General features: G+C 45.3%; 20 protein-coding genes and 1 pseudogene. 12 read left to right on the top strand and 9 right to left on the bottom strand.

Annotated features, from left to right (window positions below; genetic code table 11):
• Positions 1-417: 417 nt before the first annotated feature.
• From rpmH to mnmE, 5 genes are all read left to right on the top strand, one after another.
• Positions 418-552 carry a 50S ribosomal protein L34 gene (rpmH, locus tag LIN98_RS10360; protein ID WP_005539760.1) on the top strand — a complete coding sequence of 45 codons (135 nt, stop codon included), beginning with the start codon at positions 418-420 and terminating at the stop codon, positions 550-552.
• Positions 553-564: 12 nt separating this feature from the next.
• Positions 565-933, top strand: a complete 369-nt coding sequence (rnpA, locus tag LIN98_RS10355) for a ribonuclease P protein component (protein ID WP_005539673.1) — start codon at positions 565-567, stop codon at positions 931-933.
• Positions 888-1151, top strand: a complete 264-nt coding sequence (yidD, locus tag LIN98_RS10350; protein ID WP_005547235.1) for a membrane protein insertion efficiency factor YidD — start codon at positions 888-890, stop codon at positions 1149-1151. Before rnpA ends, yidD begins: the two co-directional genes overlap by 46 nt.
• Positions 1151-2782, top strand: coding sequence for a membrane protein insertase YidC (gene yidC / locus LIN98_RS10345; RefSeq protein WP_005589573.1), 1632 nt, complete (start codon positions 1151-1153; stop codon positions 2780-2782). Before yidD ends, yidC begins: the two co-directional genes overlap by 1 nt.
• A gap of 127 nt (positions 2783-2909) precedes the next feature.
• Positions 2910-4265: a tRNA uridine-5-carboxymethylaminomethyl(34) synthesis GTPase MnmE gene (mnmE, locus tag LIN98_RS10340; protein WP_249856121.1), complete on the top strand. Its 1356-nt coding sequence runs from the start codon at positions 2910-2912 to the stop codon at positions 4263-4265.
• Positions 4266-4368: 103 nt separating this feature from the next.
• Here mnmE and era read toward each other — a convergent pair whose 3' ends face one another.
• The 5 genes from era to grcA form a co-directional block, all read right to left on the bottom strand.
• Positions 4369-5277, bottom strand: coding sequence for a GTPase Era (gene era / locus LIN98_RS10335; RefSeq protein ID WP_005539667.1), 909 nt, complete (start codon positions 5275-5277; stop codon positions 4369-4371).
• Positions 5274-5954 carry a ribonuclease III gene (gene rnc / locus LIN98_RS10330; protein WP_005539664.1) on the bottom strand — a complete coding sequence of 227 codons (681 nt, stop codon included), beginning with the start codon at positions 5952-5954 and terminating at the stop codon, positions 5274-5276. Before rnc ends, era begins: the two co-directional genes overlap by 4 nt.
• Before the next feature lie 6 nt (positions 5955-5960).
• Positions 5961-6983: a signal peptidase I gene (lepB, locus tag LIN98_RS10325; protein WP_005570305.1), complete on the bottom strand. Its 1023-nt coding sequence runs from the start codon at positions 6981-6983 to the stop codon at positions 5961-5963.
• Positions 6984-6993: 10 nt separating this feature from the next.
• Positions 6994-8790: a translation elongation factor 4 gene (gene lepA, locus LIN98_RS10320; RefSeq protein ID WP_005547224.1), complete on the bottom strand. Its 1797-nt coding sequence runs from the start codon at positions 8788-8790 to the stop codon at positions 6994-6996.
• A gap of 163 nt (positions 8791-8953) precedes the next feature.
• Positions 8954-9337, bottom strand: coding sequence for an autonomous glycyl radical cofactor GrcA (gene grcA, locus LIN98_RS10315; protein WP_005539658.1), 384 nt, complete (start codon positions 9335-9337; stop codon positions 8954-8956).
• Positions 9338-9622: 285 nt separating this feature from the next.
• Here grcA and ung point away from each other — a divergent pair, with 285 nt between their 5' ends.
• The 5 genes and pseudogenes from ung to pfkA all read left to right on the top strand — a co-directional run bounded on the left by ung (position 9623) and on the right by pfkA (position 13609).
• Positions 9623-10291: a uracil-DNA glycosylase gene (gene ung / locus LIN98_RS10310; RefSeq protein ID WP_148321750.1), complete on the top strand. Its 669-nt coding sequence runs from the start codon at positions 9623-9625 to the stop codon at positions 10289-10291.
• A gap of 21 nt (positions 10292-10312) precedes the next feature.
• Positions 10313-11092 (top strand): peroxide stress protein YaaA, encoded by a 780-nt coding sequence (gene yaaA / locus LIN98_RS10305; RefSeq protein ID WP_005572843.1) that lies wholly within the window; start codon positions 10313-10315, stop codon positions 11090-11092.
• Position 11093: 1 nt separating this feature from the next.
• Positions 11094-11660, top strand: a complete 567-nt coding sequence (locus LIN98_RS10300; protein WP_005547219.1) for a hypothetical protein — start codon at positions 11094-11096, stop codon at positions 11658-11660.
• Positions 11660-12582, top strand: a pseudogene (locus LIN98_RS10295) (cation diffusion facilitator family transporter). Before LIN98_RS10300 ends, LIN98_RS10295 begins: the two are co-directional and overlap by 1 nt.
• A gap of 61 nt (positions 12583-12643) precedes the next feature.
• Positions 12644-13609: a 6-phosphofructokinase gene (gene pfkA / locus LIN98_RS10290; protein ID WP_005566468.1), complete on the top strand. Its 966-nt coding sequence runs from the start codon at positions 12644-12646 to the stop codon at positions 13607-13609.
• A gap of 99 nt (positions 13610-13708) precedes the next feature.
• Here the strand turns inward: pfkA and rlmC are convergent, their stop codons facing one another.
• The 4 genes from rlmC to hinT are packed head-to-tail and all read right to left on the bottom strand — an operon-like array spanning position 13709 to position 16605.
• Complete coding sequence (rlmC, locus tag LIN98_RS10285; protein WP_005572835.1) at positions 13709-14851, bottom strand: 23S rRNA (uracil(747)-C(5))-methyltransferase RlmC; 1143 nt, start codon at positions 14849-14851, stop codon at positions 13709-13711.
• Position 14852: 1 nt separating this feature from the next.
• Complete coding sequence (gene nagZ, locus LIN98_RS10280; RefSeq protein ID WP_005547209.1) at positions 14853-15899, bottom strand: beta-N-acetylhexosaminidase; 1047 nt, start codon at positions 15897-15899, stop codon at positions 14853-14855.
• A 1-nt stretch (position 15900) separates the two neighbouring features.
• Positions 15901-16254: a YcfL family putative periplasmic lipoprotein gene (locus LIN98_RS10275; protein ID WP_005547208.1), complete on the bottom strand. Its 354-nt coding sequence runs from the start codon at positions 16252-16254 to the stop codon at positions 15901-15903.
• Complete coding sequence (gene hinT / locus LIN98_RS10270; RefSeq protein WP_005547206.1) at positions 16255-16605, bottom strand: purine nucleoside phosphoramidase; 351 nt, start codon at positions 16603-16605, stop codon at positions 16255-16257. It abuts the gene before it with no gap.
• A gap of 312 nt (positions 16606-16917) precedes the next feature.
• Between hinT and focA the strand changes: the two genes are divergently transcribed.
• Together focA and pflB are read left to right on the top strand one after the other, a co-directional pair.
• Complete coding sequence (gene focA / locus LIN98_RS10265; RefSeq protein WP_249856120.1) at positions 16918-17769, top strand: formate transporter FocA; 852 nt, start codon at positions 16918-16920, stop codon at positions 17767-17769.
• Positions 17770-17867: 98 nt separating this feature from the next.
• The gene (pflB, locus tag LIN98_RS10260; RefSeq protein ID WP_005566462.1) at positions 17868-20180 is read left to right on the top strand and encodes a formate C-acetyltransferase; all 2313 of its coding nucleotides are present in this window, start codon (positions 17868-17870) and stop codon (positions 20178-20180) included.
• Positions 20181-20187 lie beyond the last annotated feature (7 nt).

Below are 20187 nucleotides of genomic sequence, written 5' to 3'. Positions count from 1 at the left end.
GTTAATATATCCCTTGTTTATTGGTTTACGTTTTTTCCTAGACTACTTTGCCAACCTTTATCTCATTGTTTTTCATTGAATTTATATGGTTTTTACTGACTTTTTCGCCATAAAGTGGGGTTGGAAGGGCGATCATTTTACAATAAAGGAAAAAAAAGATCTTCCACCCGCTTCTAAAAAAAGCAAAAAAGGTTGCTTGCCATTTTTAACCAAAACCGTATAATTCCTTCGCTTTTAAATGCTGTGAGTGGTGGAAAATTAAACGGATTGCCGGGTTTTTCCTGAATCTCATTTGACGAGCATCGAATTTATGATTACAATTCCGCTCCCTATTTTTCAACAATCTTTGTTTATTAAATGTTTTTGAAACGTTTAAAATAGAAACAGTTAAACTAATTTTGACTTAGGTACATTACAATGAAACGCACATTTCAACCTTCTGTATTAAAACGCAGCCGTACTCACGGTTTCCGTGCCCGTATGGCGACTAAAAATGGCCGTCAAGTTTTAGCCCGTCGTCGTGCTAAAGGTCGCAAAAGTTTGTCTGCATAATCGCATATCAATGTGATTAAGCTAAACTTTTCCAGGGAGTTACGTTTGTTAACTCCCGAACATTTTAAATATGTCTTCCAACAGCCGTCCCGCGCCGGTTCACCTGAAATCACCATTCTTGCCCGCCAAAATCACCTTGAGCATCCCCGCTTAGGCTTAACCGTAGCAAAAAAACACCTGAAACGTGCCCACGATCGTAATCGGATTAAACGATTATGCCGGGAATCTTTTCGTTTAGCGCAACATGATTTGCCGAACTATGATTTTGTGATTGTGGCAAAACAGGGAATCGGTGTTTTAAACAACCGCACTTTATGGCAAACGCTGGATAAATTATGGCAACGACACATTCGTTTAGCGCAAAAATCCTCATCGGATTAATTCGTTTTTATCAAATCGTTATCAGCCCGTTAATCGGTCCGCGTTGCCGTTTTACGCCCACGTGTTCCTGTTATGGCATTGAGGCGGTAAAAACGCACGGCACGCTAAAAGGTGGTTGGCTTACGCTTAAACGTATATTAAAATGTCATCCTTTAAATACGGGTGGGTACGATCCCGTTCCACCGAAGATCAATAATAACAAAACAGAGAATAAATAATGGATTCAAGACGAGGCCTGCTGGTCATTGCACTACTCTTTATGTCTTTTATTGTTTATCAGCAATGGCAACTGGATTATCACACGCCAAAACCTGTAACAACCGAACAAACCGCCGCATCGGCATCCGATGTACCTGCCTCTTCCAATGCGGGTAATGCGGTTATTGCAACGGACACCCAAGCAAAAGGCAAAATCATCACCTTGGAAAATGATGTATTTTGTTTGAAAATTAATACATTGGGCGGTGATGTCGTCAGTTCCGAGTTATTGAAATATGACGCCGAGTTAGATTCAAATACCCCGTTCATGTTGCTACAAAATACACCACAACATGTGTATATCGCACAAAGCGGTTTAATCGGTAAAGACGGGATTGACACCAAATCAGGTCGCGCGGACTATCAAGCAGACGGTGATAATTTTAAATTGGCCGATGGGCAGAATGAATTGAGCGTACCTCTTGTTTATGTGAAAGACGGCGTAACCTATCGTAAAGTCTTCACATTAAAACGTGGTGAATATAACATTGCCGTCAATTACGAAATCAATAACCAAAGCGATAAAACCATTGAAGTGGAACCTTATGGTCAATTAAGACACACTTTAGTTGAAAGCTCCGGTAATGTGGCAATGCCGACTTATACCGGCGGCGCCTATTCTTCTTCCGAAACCAATTATAAAAAATACAGTTTCAGCGACATGGAAAATGCCAACTTGTCCATCAATACCAAAGCCGGTTGGGTGGCTGTGTTGCAACACTATTTCGTTTCTGCCTGGATTCCGAATCAGGATGCCGATAATCAGCTTTACACCTTAATCGACAAAGCCAATAACATCGGTTCAATCGGTTATCGCGGTCCGGTAACCAGCATTCAACCAAATACGACGGAAACCTTAACCAGCAAATTATGGACTGGTCCGAAGTTACAAAATGAAATGGCACAAGTGGCCAACCATTTGGATTTAACTGTTGACTACGGTTGGGCATGGTTTATTGCAAAACCGCTATTCTGGTTGTTGACCTTTATTCAAAAACTGGTGCATAACTGGGGTGTGGCGATTATCTGTGTCACCTTAGTGGTGAAAGCGATTTTGTATCCGCTCACCAAAGCACAATATACTTCTATGGCAAAAATGCGTATGTTGCAACCGAAATTGCAGGAAATGCGCGAACGTTTCGGTGAAGATCGTCAACGTATGAGCCAGGAAATGATGAAGCTGTATAAAGACGAGAAAGTCAATCCATTGGGCGGTTGCTTGCCGTTGTTATTACAAATGCCGATTTTCATCGCTTTATATTGGACTTTTTTGGAAGCCGTTGAATTGCGTCATGCACCGTTCTTCGGTTGGATTCAAGACTTATCTGCACAAGATCCGTATTATATCCTGCCGATCTTAATGGGCGCTTCCATGTTCCTGTTACAAAAAATGTCACCGACGCCGGTTGCCGATCCGATGCAGCAAAAAGTGATGACCTTCATGCCGTTAATCTTCATGGTGTTCTTCCTTTGGTTCCCGGCGGGTCTGGTGCTTTACTGGTTGGTGTCCAACTTAATCACGATTATCCAACAACAACTGATTTACCGTGGTTTAGAGAAAAAAGGGTTACATACCCGTCATAAAAAATAGTTGAATCACTCCTATCGAAAAGGCACGTATCGGTGCCTTTTATTTTAGTTAAAAAACGCATCAAAAAATGACCACACTTTAAAGGAAAAAGTGCGGTCACAAAATCCAATGTTTTGAGAATAGACTTATGAAAGAAACAATCGTAGCACAAGCCACAGCCCCGGGGCGCGGCGGAATCGGCATTTTGCGTGTATCCGGTCATAAAGCCATTGAGGTGGCGCAAGCGGTGTTGGGGAAATGCCCGAAACCGCGTATGGCGGATTATTTGCCTTTTAAAGAGGCGGACGGAACCGTTTTGGATCAGGGCATTGCACTGTATTTTAAAGGACCGAATTCCTTTACCGGCGAAGATGTGCTGGAACTTCAAGGACACGGCGGGCAGGTTGTGCTGGATTTGCTGTTAAAGCGGATTTTGCGCATTGAAGGCATTCGTTTGGCACGTCCGGGCGAGTTTTCCGAACAGGCATTTTTGAACGATAAACTGGATTTGGCGCAAGCGGAAGCTATCGCCGATTTAATTGATGCCAGTTCCGAGCAGGCAGCGCGTTCGGCGTTAAAATCCTTGCAGGGCGAATTTTCCAATAAGGTAAATCAGTTGGTGGATTCGGTGATTTACCTGCGCACGTATGTGGAGGCTGCGATTGACTTCCCCGATGAAGAAATCGATTTCCTCGCCGACGGCAAAATCGAAGGGCACTTGAATGATATTATCGCGCAGCTGGACAAGGTTCGCGCCGAAGCAAAACAAGGTTCGATTTTACGCGAAGGCATGAAAGTGGTGATCGCAGGTCGTCCGAATGCAGGCAAGTCCAGCTTGTTGAACACTCTTGCCGGGCGGGAAGCGGCGATTGTAACCGACATTGCGGGAACGACGCGCGACGTATTACGTGAGCACATTCATTTGGACGGAATGCCGTTGCATATTATTGATACTGCAGGGCTACGCGATGCCACCGATGAAGTGGAGCGCATCGGTATTTCCCGTGCATGGCATGAAATCGAGCAGGCGGATCGCATTTTGTTGATGTTGGATAGCAGCGATACGGAACAGGATTTGGCAAAAGTGCGGTCGGAATTTTTGGCAAAATTACCGAACAACATTCCGCTGACCATTATTCGTAATAAAGCGGATTTAAGCGGCGAAGCGGAACGTTTATATGAAGAAGATGGCTATACTGTGGTGAATTTGTCGGCGAAAACCCAGCAGGGCGTAGATTTATTACGTGATCATTTAAAACAGGCGATGGGCTATCAAACAGGTATGGAAGGCGGTTTCCTGGCGCGTCGTCGTCATTTGGAAGCGTTGGAATTGGCGGCGCGACATTTGCAAATGGGGCATGTTCAATTAACCCAATTCCATGCGGGTGAATTATTGGCGGAAGAACTACGTATGGTGCAAAGCGCGTTAAGTGAAATTACCGGTCAATTTACCTCTGACGATTTGCTGACGAATATTTTCAGTTCGTTTTGTATCGGCAAATAAGGCAAAAGTGCGGTCGAAATTTCAGGTGTTTTTTCTACCGCACTTTGGGTGTGTCGGCGTATCCATTCGGCATATAAAAAGGTGAGCGTTATGCCCACCTTTTTTAATCTTCCATATAGCCCAAACTGCGTAGGGCACGTTCATCATCCGCCCAGCCGGATTTCACTTTCACCCAAAGCTCCAGATGGACTTTGTTGTCAAATAAGCGTTCCATATCAAGGCGGGCTTCGGTGCCGATTTTTTTCAGCTTTTCACCTTTATGCCCGATGACGATTTTTTTCTGACCGTCCCGTTCCACTAAAATTAAACCGTTAATTTCGTAAGTGCCGCGTTCATTGACTTTAAATTGTTCAATTTCCACCGTGACGGAATAAGGCAATTCCTCGCCCATAAAACGCATGAGTTTTTCGCGGATAATTTCCGATGCCATGAAACGTTGAGAACGATCGGTGACGTAATCTTCCGGGAAATGGTGTATGCCGGGGCGGAGTGATTTGCGCACGATTTGTTCAAGCACATTAATGTTATTGCCTTTTTCGGCCGAAATCGGCACGACGTCGGCGAAATTAAATTTGCTGCTGATTTCGGTGATAAACGGCAGCAAATCGTCCTTGTTTTTAATGTTGTCGATTTTATTAATGGCGAGCACCACCGGCGCTTTGGTTTTGCGCAGTTTGTTTAGCACCATTTCATCATCGTCGTTCCAGTGTGTGCCGTCCACCACGAAAATCACCAACTCCACATCGCTGATAGCACTGCTGGCGGCGCGGTTCATCAGGCGATTGATGGCGCGTTTTTCTTCAATATGCAACCCCGGGGTGTCCACGTAAATTTCTTGATACGCACCTTCGGTTTTAATGCCCACAATGCGGTGGCGGGTGGTTTGGGCTTTGCGTGAGGTGATGGAGATTTTTTGTCCGAGGATTTTATTCAGCAGGGTGGATTTGCCTACATTCGGACGACCGACGATAGCAATAAAGCCGCAGTAAGTTTGGTTTTGTTGTTCGCTCATTTGATATTCAACTCTTGTAAAATTTGTTCTGCCGCCGCCTGTTCCGCTTTACGACGACTGGAGCCTTTACCGATAAAAGTGCGGTCACTATTTTGGATGGAACATTCCACGATGAACAATTGATTATGGGCTTCTCCTTGAATATTCACGATATTGTATGTCGGCAAAGGCAGGCGATTGCCTTGTAAATATTCCTGCAAGCGGGTTTTCGCATCTTTTTGATTGTCGCCCGGTTTAATTTCTTTCAATAAATTCTGATACCACTGACACACAATTTGTGTGGCATTTGTCAGATTGCTGTCCAGTGAAATCGCGCCGATAATGGCTTCCACGCAATCCGCCAGAATAGATTCACGGCGGAAACCGCCACTTTTTAATTCCCCTTGACCGAGCAAAATATAATCACCCAGCTTAAAATCCCGCGCCAGAAGGGCAAGGGTCGGTTCGCGCACCAAGGTGGCACGCATACGGCTCAATTCCCCTTCGTTACATTTCGGGAATTGATGGAACAAGGCTTCGCCGATGGTTAAATTCAAAATGGCATCGCCTAAAAATTCCAACCGCTCATTGTGTTGATGTCCGGCGCTACGATGGGTTAAAGCCTGTTTAAGCAACTCGATATTTTGGAACCTGTAGTTAATTTGACGTTGTAAACGTTCTAATTGATTTTCTTTCATATTGAATTATTGGATTTTTTGGAACAACCGTTCGGTGCGTACGCCGGTCGGCCATTCATCCTGTTCTTTCTTCAAACTCAGCCAAATGTAGGTGGCTTTGCCGACGATATTTTGTTCCGGTACAAAGCCCCAAAAACGGCTGTCTTCGCTGTTGTTGCGATTGTCGCCCATCACGAAATAGTGATTTTCTGGCACAACCCATTCGGTTACGTAATTGTCCTGTTTATCAAAGGCTTTATAGCGGAAACTTTCATTTCTCACTTCAGGTGCCCAATGAATCGCATGGGAAACATCGCCGCTTTCGATAGTTTCCAACGGGGAAGGACCATAAACAATCTTGCCTGCGTAATCACGTCCTAAGATGAAACGGAAATTTTCATTCGGTTGCGGCTGGGTGTAACTAAACTCTTTGGTGATGCAGTCGGTGAGGCATTCTTTGCCGTCTTTACCGTAAATGATGGTGAGGTGACGGTTGACATCATTATAAATGACCCGATCGCCCGGCGTGCCGACAACACGTTTAATGTAGTCTACGCTTGGGGATTCCGGCGCTTTGAACACGATCACGTCACCGCGTTGCGGTTTGCCCATTTTGATTAAAGTGTTTTGGAAGACGGGATCTTTAATGCCATAGTCAAATTTATTCACCACAATAAAATCGCCTATGCGTAAGGTCGGTTCCATTGACGAAGAAGGGATTTGGAACGGTTCGAACACAAAGGAGCGAATAATTAACACAAACGCCAACACCGGAAAGAGTGACGCCGTAAATTCGGCACTTTCGGAAATCGGTTCGATTTGCGCTTTTTCTTCATCCGTTAAGGTTTTTCCACTGCGTTGTTCTAACCGACTTATTTGTCTGGCGCGTTTCGGCAATACGCCAAAACGCAGATAACACCAAACCACGCTGGAAAGTGCGGTGAAAATAATCAGTAAAATTGAAAAGGTGTTAGGCAGTTGGAAATGATCCAATAGCTTCCATAAACCATATCCGACAGCGATTAAAATAATTGTAAATAAATTCGACATTGACACTTCCTTACTTGTCTTTTCCAACGTGCAAGATGGCTAAGAAGGCTTCTTGCGGCACTTCCACGTTACCCAGTTGTTTCATGCGTTTCTTACCTTCTTTTTGTTTTTGCAACAATTTCTTCTTACGGCTCACGTCGCCGCCATAACACTTCGCCAAAACGTTTTTACGCAATTGTTTCACCGTAGAACGGGCGATAATGTGATTGCCGATGGCAGCCTGAATGGCAATATCAAATTGCTGGCGCGGGATTAACTCACGCATTTTTTCTACCAATTCACGACCGCGATACGGCGCGTTGTCTTTGTGTACGATTAACGCCAAGGCATCCACGCGTTCGCCATTGATCATAATATCCACGCGAACCATGTCCGCCGCCTGGAAGCGTTTGAAACCGTAATCCAAAGACGCATAACCGCGTGAGGTGGATTTTAAGCGGTCGAAGAAATCCAGCACTACTTCGCCCATCGGGATTTCATAGGTAAGCGCCACTTGATTGCCGTGATACACCATGTGGGTCTGTACCCCGCGTTTTTCCACGCACAGGGTAATCACATTGCCTAAATAGGTTTGCGGTAACAGCATATTACATTCCGCAATCGGCTCGCGAATCTCCGCGATATTGTTTAACGGCGGCAGTTTTGACGGGCTATCTACATAGACTACCTCGCCATTGGTAAGTTCGACTTCATAGACTACGGTCGGCGCGGTGGTGATTAAATCCAAATCATATTCTCGCTCCAGGCGCTCCTGAATGATTTCCATGTGCAACAGCCCAAGGAAACCACAACGGAAACCGAAACCAAGTGCGGTGGAATTTTCCGGTTCATAGAACAGAGAAGCATCGTTAAGGCTTAACTTACCTAACGCGTCACGGAAGGCTTCGTAATCATCGGAACTGATTGGGAAAAGCCCCGCGTAAACCTGTGGCTTCACTTTTTTAAAGCCCGGTAGTACGGAACTTGCAGGATGATTATGTAGGGTCAACGTATCGCCTACCGGCGCACCTAAGATGTCTTTAATGGCACATACCACCCAGCCCACTTCGCCGCAATTTAACACGTTGGTATCCATTTGTTTCGGGGTGAAAATCCCCAAGCGATCCACGTTATACGATTGCCCGGTGGACATCACTTTGATTTTATCACCTTTGCGTAATGTGCCGTTTTTAATTCGTACCAAGGACACCACGCCCAAATAATTGTCAAACCAGGAATCGATAATCAAGGCTTGTAACGGTGCGTTCGGATCTCCTTCGGGTGCCGGGATTTTCGCCACGATTTCTTCCAATACGTCTTCAATGCCCACGCCGGTTTTGGCGGAGCAGCGCACCGCATCAATGGCATCAATACCTACAATGTCTTCAATTTCTTCCGCCACGCGTTCAGGTTCGGCGGCAGGCAGGTCGATTTTGTTTAAAATTGGTACCACTTCCAAATTCATTTCAATGGCGGTGTAACAGTTCGCTAAAGTTTGCGCTTCCACACCTTGCCCGGCATCCACCACTAACAATGCACCTTCACAAGCGGCGAGGGAACGGGACACTTCATAAGAAAAGTCAACGTGCCCCGGGGTGTCGATAAAGTTAAGTTGATAAGTTTCGCCGTCTTTGGCGTTGTAATTTAAGGTCACGCTTTGCGCTTTAATGGTGATCCCGCGCTCACGTTCAAGATCCATGGAATCCAGCACCTGCTCCGCCATTTCGCGATCGGATAACCCGCCGCAGGTCTGGATTAAACGATCCGATAAGGTGGATTTACCGTGGTCAATATGGGCAATAATGGAAAAGTTGCGAATATTCTTCATAACTAGGTAAGTTTTCTCATAAAAAGTCATTAAATTTAACTGGCGGATTGTACCTGAAAAGCATGGGAATCGCTAGAAAAGAAAAGTGCGGTCGTTTTTTTCGGCGTTTTGAAAAAATAAAACCCCGAATCGCTTCGGGGTTTCTTTTCAATTCAACCTGAAATTATAGGCTTTCAGTGAAAGTACGGGTGATAACGTCGCGTTGTTGTTCCGGTGTTAAAGAGTTGAAACGTACGGCATAACCGGAAACACGGATGGTTAATTGCGGATATTTTTCAGGGTGTTTCACCGCATCTTCTAATGTTTCACGACGTAATACGTTAACGTTTAAGTGTTGACCGCCTTCCACTTTAACGGTTGGTGCAACATCTACCGGCAATTCGCGATATTCGATTTTACCAAGTTCACTTACTGCAACCACTTGGTCTTCAGCGTAATCGCCTTTTGCACATAAACAACGAGCTTCACCTTTTTCGCTATCTAACAACCAGAAAGAGTTTAACAGATTGTCGTTAGCCGCTTGGGTAATTTGAATACCTTTAATCATAAATGCCTCCTAAATTTGGCGCGTTTGTATATTAATTGAACGGTGCGGATTTTATCAAAAATTTTGAAGTTTTCAAATTAATTTGACCTGGAACCAAAGTCTTTTTTTAATTAATTTTTAATATTTGATGCACGTCAAAAATATTTGGCATTTTTGAGGTGTTTTTAACAGAATAAGGCTGTTTTTATCACAATTTTATAACAAATAAACTGCGTCGCTTACTATGAATTTTACCCGAGGTTCTTTATAATTCCATTTCATTAAGAAATGTGTTGGAATTTTGGTATGAGAACCTGGAAAGATGTGATTGGACAAGAAAAACAACAGCCTTATTTTCAGCAGGTGTTGGGACGGGTGCATGCGGAGCGCGAACAGGGCAAGATTATTTACCCGCCGGCGCCGGATGTGTTTAATGCCTTTAAATTAACCGAATTTGAACAAGTGAAAGTGGTGATTTTAGGGCAGGATCCGTATCATGGTCCGAATCAAGCGCACGGTTTGTCTTTTTCCGTAAAACATGGTGTGCGTCCGCCGCCCTCTTTAGTGAATATTTATCAGGAATTGTCTAAAGACATTGAGGGTTTTCAAATTCCCAATCATGGTTGTTTGCTGGAATGGGCGCAGCAAGGCGTGTTATTGCTGAATTCGGTGTTAACCGTGGAACAAGGTCTGGCGCATTCTCATGCCAATTGGGGCTGGGAAATTTTCACCGATAAAGTGATTGAAACCTTGAATTCACAACGGGAAAATCTGGTCTTTTTATTGTGGGGCAGTCCGGCGCAGAAAAAAGGGCGGTTTATTGACAGACAAAAACATTGCGTGCTGACATCCGTGCATCCTTCGCCGTTATCCGCCCATCGCGGTTTTTTCGGTTGCCATCATTTCTCCCAAGCCAATGCTTATTTACAACAACACCATATTACGCCGATTAACTGGCAATTAACTTCAATTTAGCTTTTATTAATAGGAATTTTTATGCTCGCGATTATTTCTCCGGCAAAAACCTTAGATTTTCAGTCCGCAGTGCCGGAAAAACTCCCGAAATTTCAACCGCACTTTTTGGCGCAAAGCCAACAATTAATCGACATTTGCCGCCGCCTGACACCGGCGGATATTGCTTCGCTCATGTCTATCAGCGACAAACTTGCCGGGTTGAATGCCGCACGTTTCGCCGAATGGCAGTTGGAACATAACGAACACAATGCCAAAGCGGCGGTGTATGCCTTTAGAGGCGATGTTTACACCGGCTTGGACGTGGATTCCTTAAGCAATGACGATATGTTGTTTGCACAACAGCATTTGCGCATTTTGTCCGGGTTATATGGGCTGTTAACGCCGCTGGATTTGATTCAGCCTTATCGTTTGGAAATGGGCACCAAATTAGCCAACGGCAAAGGCGCCGATTTGTATGCCTTTTGGCATGGTTTGGTGATGCAGGCGTTACAACAGGCGATTGATGAACAACAGGACGATGTTTTGGTGAATCTGGCGTCCGATGAATATTATAAATCGGTACAACCGTCGAATTTAACGGCGCAAATCATTAAATCGGTGTTCCTGGATAATAAAAACGGCAAATATAAAATTATCAGTTTCTACGCGAAAAAAGCCCGCGGTTTAATGTGTCGTTATATTATTCAAAATCGCGTAACGGAAGTAGAGCAGTTGAAAGATTTTGACTTCGGCGGTTATTGGTTTGACAGCGCGTCCTCAAGCAAAACGGAATTTGTCTTTAAACGGGATTTGGCGGAGTAACATGAAGATAAAAAAAACACTTGGATTTTTGACCGCACTTTTTCTGGCAGCCTGTGCCTCAAAACCGCAGCTACAGGTGCCGCAAAGCCTGCAACATAATCAGAAAACCTATGATTTGGCAAGCCGGCAGGATTTGGATTCCGTTACCCGTTATTTTTATGTGCTGCCGGGCGAACAAGCGTCGAAATGGCAAAGTGCGGTGGAAATTCTGCTCGATCGTGGTGAGCAACATCGCACGCTGGAAGAGCGTGCAGAGTGGCGCAAAAAGATTTACACCAACACCGGAGTGAAGTATTTCAAGCTGGATGTAAAAGATGACGCGCTGTATTCTTATGTGATTTATGAGCCGTCGGCACAAAGTAAAGACTGGCAGGTGAATGTGGCGAAAGGCAAGAATGTAGCGCCTTGCGGGTTCGTGCAATATCAATATTCCATGAAAATTCCGCGCACCCATAAATTACGCAATATGAGCAATAAAAAAATCATCAGCCACTTGAAGAAATTCTTCGTAGATAAAGAAATGAAAAAGCTAACGCAGGCGGATTGGGCGTTGGGATGTAGAAGATAATGCCCGCTGTCGCTTATTCCGCGCAGGTGAAAAAAGCCGCGCATTTTGCCATTATTACTGCGCTGATTTTAATCTTAGCAAAAGGCATTGCCTGGTGGCAAACGGGCTCGGTCAGTATGCTTGCCTCCATAACGGATTCCATGCTGGACTTGCTGGCGTCCTTTATGAGCATGTTGATTTTGCGCTTTGCGTTAATGCCGGCGGATCATAATCATTCTTTCGGTCACGGCAAGGCGGAATCGTTGGCGTCGCTGGTGCAAAGCGCGTTTATTTCCGGTTCCGCGATTTTCCTGTTATTGCAGGGCATTCATCGTTTTAATTCACCGCAGAGGCGCTGACTAACACGTCGCTCGGCATTGTGGTGACGCTGTTTTCTATTTTGGCAACGGCACTTTTGGTGTTATACCAAACCCGCGTGATTAAACAAACGGACAGCCCGGCGATTAAAGCGGATCGGTTGCATTATCAAACCGACCTGCTGATGAATGTGGCGATTTTGATTTCCCTTGGCTTAAGCGCTTACGGGGTGTTATTGGCGGACGCGGTTTTTGCTATTTTAACCGCCCTGTATATTTTGTTGAATGCCGCCAAAATGCTGTTTGATTCGGTGCAGTTATTGTTGGATCAAATGCTGCCGTCACAGGAAATTGAGCAAATCAACGCATTGCTTACCACCGAAATCGCGGAGGATCGGCGCATTCTTGGCTTTCACGCGTTACGCACCCGACGTTCCGGCGCCATTCGTTTTATTCAGTTTCATTTGGAGTTGGCGGATGAGCTGTCATTTATTGACGCCCATGACATCACCGAACACTTGGAACGTCAATTACAGAGATTATTTCCGCGCAGCGACATTGTGATTCACCCTGAACCCACAATTGTGGTGCAACGGGAAATGCAAGTAGATAAAAAAGTGATATAATTTGCGCATTTTGATCAAAGACGATTTTCTTAAAAATTAAAACTTATGTAGGGTATGACTTATGATTAAAAAAATTGCAGTATTAACAAGTGGTGGCGATGCCCCGGGTATGAACGCCGCAATTCGCGGTGTGGTCCGTTCAGCATTAGCCGAAGGGTTGGAAGTGTATGGTATTTACGACGGGTATCATGGTTTATATAACAATAAAATCAAACAATTAACCCGTTATAGTGTGTCCGATATTATCAATCGCGGCGGTACATTCTTAGGGTCTGCCCGTTTCCCTGAATTTAAAAATCCTGACGTGCGGGCAAAATGTGCGGAGATTTTACGCTCTCACGGCATTAATGCTTTGGTAGTTATCGGCGGTGACGGTTCCTACATGGGCGCAAAATTATTAACGGAAGAACATGGTTTCCCTTGCGTCGGTATCCCGGGCACTATCGATAACGACGTTGCCGGCACCGACTATACCATCGGCTACCAAACCGCCCTTGAAACTGCCGTTGAGGCCATCGATCGCTTACGCGACACCTCAAGTTCCCATCAACGCATCTCTATCGTCGAAATCATGGGGCGCCATTGTAGCGATCTCACTATCTCCGCAGGGATTGCCGGCGGTTGCGAATACATCGTGGCGTCAGAAATCGAATTTAATCGTGAAGAGTTAATTCGCCAAATCGAAAGAAGCATTATCAAAGGCAAACGCCACGCGATTATCGCTATTACCGAGCTTATTTGCGACGTAAACGAGTTAGCGCGCGAAATTGAAGCCCGCGTGAAACACGAAACCCGCGCCACTATTTTGGGTCATATTCAACGTGGCGGCACACCTTGTGCTTTCGACCGTATTTTAGGTTCGCGCATGGGGGTTTATGCCGTTGATTTGCTGTTACAAGGCAAAGGCGGCTACTGCGTGGGTATCCAAAACGAACAATTGGTTCACCATGACATCATCGATGCGATCAACAATATGCGCCGTGAATTCAAAGCCGATTGGTTGAATATGTCCAAACGTTTGGATTAATTCTCCTCCCTTCTCACGCTAAAGTGCGGTCGGAAATTCATTTGTTTTTTTGACCGCACTTTTTCTGATTTTCCACCTTCTTTAATATGAATTAAGCCCTTATTTATGCAATTTTAACAACACCAACACCTCATAATGGGCAGTATGCGGGAACATATCGAACAGTTGGATTTTTTCCGACTGGTAATGAGTGAGGGATTGCAAGTCCTTGCCCATGGTTTCGGCGTTGCAGCTGGAATAGAGGATAAAGTGCGGTTGCATTGCATTGAGGAATTCGGCGAGTGTCTTGCCAACGCCACGGCGGGGCGGGTTGACGATAATCAAATCAGGTTTTTCCGCCTGGGTTAAGGCAAAATTTGCCGCATCCAGAGATTGAAAACTCAACTGTTCGGCAAGCCCAAGCTGTTGTGCCGATAATGTGGCGGCGGCAATGGCGGAGGCGGAGATTTCAATGCCGGTGAGACGAAGGGTTTTCTGCGTATGTCGCTGTTGTAGCGCTTGTAAACAATGTAATCCGAAGCCGCCCACACCGCAAAATAAATCCCAAAGGGTGTTAATCGGCAGATCTTGAACCCATTGTTGCGCCGTGCCATACAATCCTTCTGCAACCAGCGGATTGGTTTGGAAGAAACCTTGCGGGCGGATGAACAGCGGAATGCCGTTAAACGATTCCGGTAAAGTGTGTTGTTCCGTGAGGAAAATCTCTTTTTCCCCTTCTAAAATAGCGGCAAGTTGCGGCAGCTTTTGACGCAACGCCGGCAATTCCCGCCGGATCAGCGGCAGTTTGCTTTCCGAGCGCAACACAAAACGCAACATCAGTTGATGACTGTGTTGGCTTTCCGTCAGCAGAATATGTTTCAGTTCCCCTTTTTGTTTTGCTACGTTGTAGGGCACGAGTCCCGCGCGGGCGATGAAGTCTTTGAGAATGGGGAAAATCGCCTGAAAGCGTTGCGGGTAAAGCGGGCAATCGCACAAATCTACCGCACTTTGTGGCGCTTGCGGATTCGGCAGAATACCGAGAATCGGGCGTTCCACCGCGCCGCTGATCACCATTTTGGCTTTGTTGCGAAAAGCGGTCGGCTGTGATTGAAACGGCTTAAACCACGTTAAACGGGAGGTATTCAAACCTTGCAACTGCTGTTGCAAGTGCGCAGTTTTCTGTTCCAGTTGTGCGGCATAAGGCGTTTCCAACCATTGGCAGGAACGACAATCGCCCCGTCGATAATGTTCGCAAGGGATCATATTAACCTTTGGTTGCCAGCCATTGCTGTTGAAGTGCGGTCAGTTTTTCGCGATTTTCCAACCAACGTGGCGCGGATTCCAGCTCTGACCAAGTGAAACTTTTACGTTTGAAGAGGCGTCGTAAGCGCTGTTGGCGTAGCAAAAAGTGCGGTTGTTTTTCCGTGAGTTTTAACTGGTCCAACACTTGAATCACGCCGTCCCGTTCGTTGCAAAGCAATAATAAATCGCAGCCCGCATTCAGTGCCTGTTCACTGCGAGCTACAAAATCGCCCATAAATCCGGCGCCTTTCATGCCGAGATCGTCGGAGAAAATGGCACCGTTAAAATGCAGCTGATGGCGTAAAACATCTTGCAGCCAATAGGCGGAACCGCTCGCCGGTTGGTTATCGCATTGCGAGTAAATCACATGAGCGGGCATGATGGCTTGCAGAAGGTGTTGTTCAATGAGTTGTTGAAACGGTTGAATGTCTTGCCGGAAAATCTCGTCTTTGCTTCGTTCGTCATAAGGCGTTTCCAAATGGGAATCGGCGATAACGTGCCCATGCCCGGGAAAGTGTTTGCCCGTTGCCGCCATGCCTGCCTGGTGCATGCCGCGAATAAAATTGGCTGCCAAATCCACCGCACTTTTGACGTCGTCACCGAAACTGCGATCGCCGATGGCTTTGCATTGGTGACCGAGATCCAGCACCGGCGCGAAGCTCAGATCAATATCAAGTGCGGTCATTTCTGCCGCCATTTGCCAGCCGGCTTCCTGCGCCATTTTCTGTTGTTGCGCCGGATCTTTAATCAGCGCGGAAAACGCCTGCATGGCGGGAATTTGAGTGAAGCCTTCACGAAAACGCTGTACCCGACCGCCTTCCTGATCCACGGTAATCAGCAACGGTTTTTTCACTTTTTGTCGTACGGATCGGATAAGCGCTTGAAGTTGCGCGCGATCGTGAAAGTTGCGGGTGAAGAGAATTAAACCCGCCACCAGCGGGTGTTCCAGCAGTTCGATTTCTTCCTGTTGAAGTTCGTAACCGGCTAAGTCAATGAGTAATGTGGACATCTTATTTCAGGCGAAGATATAAGCGATAATTGACGCTGTCGGCGCTCGGGCGGGCGAAAGTCAGCGTTTGTTTTTGCATCGGTTGTAACGTCAATGCGTGCCATGTAGGCTGTTCTTCCGCAAGGATGGTAACGCCGTTTTTGTCGTACCAATACAGGCTGTAAGCCAAATCTACGATGCGTCCGGTTTTGTTTTTCACCCAGGCGTTATCGCTGTTTACACCGGCTTCCACTCTTGCCGCCGCAGGGGCTTCAATGTTTAGAATCGGGTTTTGGGTGTTCAATAAATTCGGCGCTTTGGCGCTACAGGCCGCTAAAAGTGCGGTCAAAAAAAACAGTGAAATTGGTTTTTTCATTTATTTATCCAACATTTTGCCCAACGGTTCGCCGCCTACGAGGTGCATATGTAAGTGGAACACTTCCTGTCCGCCGTGTTTGTTGCAATTGACGATTAAACGATAGCCGTCTTGTGCGATGCCTTCTTGGGCAGCAAGTTTGGCGGCAACGGTGAACAGGCGACCAAGAGTTACTTCATCTTGTTCGGTCACATCATTAACGGTCGGGATCAATTTATTCGGAATGATTAAAATGTGGGTTTTTGCTTGTGGCGCAATATCGCGAAAGGCGGTGACAAGCTCATCTTGATATACAATATTGGCGGGGATTTCTTTGCGGATAATTTTGCTGAAAATGGTTTCGGCTGTCATGGTTTTCTCCTTAAAAAACGTTGCGTTTTATGACCGCACTTTTTAGCAGAAAACAGGCTAAATAGCAATTTCTCCTTGATTTTTCGCCTATTTGAACTCACTTGAACGGGTTACGCCTATCTAATTATTGACAAAGAACAAGTTCCCTCGTGAAAACCGAGAAATATTTTTACTTTGCCCCGGAAAGAAAATATAATTAACAAAAATTATAAAAAATAAAATTTTTTTTAAGCTTTTGCTGCTTAAGCAGTGTAGTACGGTTGTAAGTTAGCGTATTTACGAGTTAAAAAATTATAAAAGGGGGATGTTGAAATGGATACCGAAACTTCCAAAACGACTTGTATGGTGTCTCCGGCAGAAATGAGCCAAATCGGCGAGGACGTCGGTGTATACAAAGCTTCAAAAAGACAGATTTTATCGTTTTTTTCAGCTATTCCTGCCGGTGCGTTTATTGCATTGGCGTTTGTTTTTTATACCACTACGCAAACGGGAAGTGTGGGCGGTTCCTGGGGGTTGACGAAATTAGTCGGCGGGATCGTGTTCTCGTTAGGGGTCATTATGGTAGTGGTATGCGGCTCCGAGTTATTTACTTCTTCTACAATGACGACAGTTGCCCGTGCCGGTGGTCGTATCAGTACGTTTCAAATGCTGCGAAATTGGGTTGTAGTTTATTGTGGTAATTTCGTCGGCGCAATTTTTATTGTTTTAGTCATTTGGTTTTCCGGTCAGACAATGGTTGCTCACGGGCAGTGGGGGCTCACCATTTTAAGTACGGCGCAACATAAGATTCACCATACATGGATTGAAGCGTTCTGCTTAGGTATTTTATGTAATATCATGGTGTGTATTGCCATTTGGATGACATACGCGGGAAAAACGTTAACAGATAAAGCCTTCATTATGATTTTACCGATTGCTTTGTTTGTGGCCTCAGGGTTTGAGCACAGTGTGGCGAATATGTTTATGATTCCGATGGGGATCATTACCGCACACTTTAGCTCACCTGAATTTTGGCAGGCAATTAATATGGATCCTCAGCAGTTTGCGGACTTGGATCTTTATCATTTTGTGGTGAAGAATTTAATTCCGGTCACGCTGGGTAATATTGTTGGTGGTGGTTGTTGTATTGCATTGACTTTATGGTCAATTAATAGACCGCACTAATCGGTTTATGGTGGGATGGAAAGAAAAGAAGAGGGTATGTTTTTCTTTCTTTCCCGGTCGTAGATAATTTGTTATCAATAATCTAAAAGAGGAATGTTATGACTCAATTAACAGAAGCTCAACAAAAAGCCTGGGAAGGTTTTGTCGGTGGAGATTGGCAAAAAGAAGTCAACGTGCGTGACTTTATCCAAAAAAACTATACTCCGTATGAAGGCGACGAATCTTTCTTAGCCGATGCAACACCTGCGACCACGGAGTTGTGGGAAAAAGTGATGGAAGGGATTAAAATCGAAAATAAAACGCATGAGCCGTTAGATTTTGATACGGATAATCCATCTACAATCACTTCTCACAAACCGGGTTATATCAATAAAGAATTGGAAAAAATCGTCGGTTTACAAACCGATGCACCGTTAAAACGTGCAATTATGCCGTTCGGTGGTATCAAAATGGTGAAAGGATCTTGCGAAGTTTATGGTCGTCAATTAGATCCTGAAGTAGAACATATCTTTACCGAATATCGTAAAACCCACAACCAAGGTGTTTTCGACGTTTATACACCGGACATTCTTCGTTGCCGTAAATCCGGCGTGTTAACCGGTTTGCCGGATGCTTACGGTCGTGGTCGTATTATCGGTGACTATCGTCGTTTAGCGGTTTATGGTGTCGATTTCTTGATGGCGGATAAGAAAAAACAATTCGCTTCCTTACAACCTAAATTAGAACGTGGTGAAGACATTCAAGCCACCATTCAATTACGTGAAGAAATTGCCGAACAACATCGCGCATTGGGTAAATTAAAAGAAATGGCAGCCTCTTACGGTTACGACATTTCTAACCCGGCAACAAACGCACAGGAAGCCGTTCAATGGACTTACTTTGCTTATCTTGCCGCCGTGAAATCCCAAAACGGTGCGGCAATGTCATTTGGTCGCGTATCGACTTTCTTAGATATTTATATCGAACGTGATTTGAAAAACGGTAAAATCACCGAACAAGAAGCACAAGAATTAATCGACCACTTGGTGATGAAGCTTCGTATGGTTCGTTTCTTGCGTACGCCTGAATATGATCAATTGTTCTCCGGCGACCCAATGTGGGCAACTGAAACTTTAGCCGGTATGGGCTTAGATGGTCGTACTCTCGTGACCAAAAACAGCTTCCGTATCTTACACACCCTATACACCATGGGGCCTTCTCCGGAACCGAACTTAACCATTCTTTGGTCTGAACAATTACCTGATGCGTTCAAACGTTTCTGTGCCAAAGTGTCTATTGATACTTCTTCCGTACAATATGAAAACGATGACTTAATGCGTCCGGACTTCAACAGCGATGACTATGCTATTGCCTGCTGTGTATCCCCGATGGTGGTGGGTAAACAAATGCAGTTCTTCGGTGCCCGTGCGAACTTGGCGAAAACCTTGTTATACGCAATCAACGGCGGTATCGATGAGAAAAACGGTATGCAGGTTGGTCCGAAAACCGAAGCGATTAAAGACGAAGTGCTTGATTTCGACACTGTGATGACCCGCATGGACAGCTTCATGGATTGGTTGGCAACACAATATGTGACCGCTTTGAACATCATCCACTTCATGCACGATAAATATGCTTATGAAGCGGCGTTAATGGCGTTCCATGATCGTGACGTATTCCGTACCATGGCATGCGGTATCGCAGGACTTTCCGTTGCTGCTGACTCTTTATCTGCCATTAAATACGCGAAAGTTAAACCGATTCGTGGCGATATTAAAGACAAAGACGGCAATGTTGTGGCATCTAATGTGGCAACCGACTTCGAAATTGAAGGCGAATATCCGCAATTCGGTAACAACGATCCGCGTGTGGATGACATTGCGTGCGACTTGGTTGAACGTTTCATGAAGAAAATTCAAACTCACCATACTTACCGTAATGCAACACCAACGCAATCCGTGCTTACTATCACGTCTAACGTGGTATATGGTAAGAAAACCGGTAATACCCCGGACGGTCGTCGCGCAGGCGCACCATTCGGACCGGGTGCTAACCCAATGCATGGACGTGACCAAAAAGGTGCGGTGGCATCTTTAACTTCCGTGGCTAAATTGCCATTCGCTTACGCGAAAGACGGTATTTCTTATACCTTTTCCATCGTACCGAATGCGTTAGGTAAAGATTACGAAGCGCAAAAACGTAACTTAGCCGGCTTAATGGACGGTTACTTCCACCACGAAGCCACTGTTGAAGGCGGTCAACACTTGAACGTTAACGTGATGAACCGTGAAATGTTGTTAGACGCAATGGAAAATCCGGAAAAATATCCGCAATTAACCATCCGCGTTTCCGGTTATGCCGTACGTTTCAACTCGTTGACTAAAGAGCAACAACAAGACGTTATCACCCGTACATTTACCCAAACAATGTGATTGGGTA

This window comes from Aggregatibacter actinomycetemcomitans (assembly GCF_023518055.1).
In the GTDB taxonomy this organism is placed as follows: domain Bacteria; phylum Pseudomonadota; class Gammaproteobacteria; order Enterobacterales; family Pasteurellaceae; genus Aggregatibacter; species Aggregatibacter actinomycetemcomitans.
This window is presented reverse-complemented; position numbering and strand designations above follow the sequence as displayed.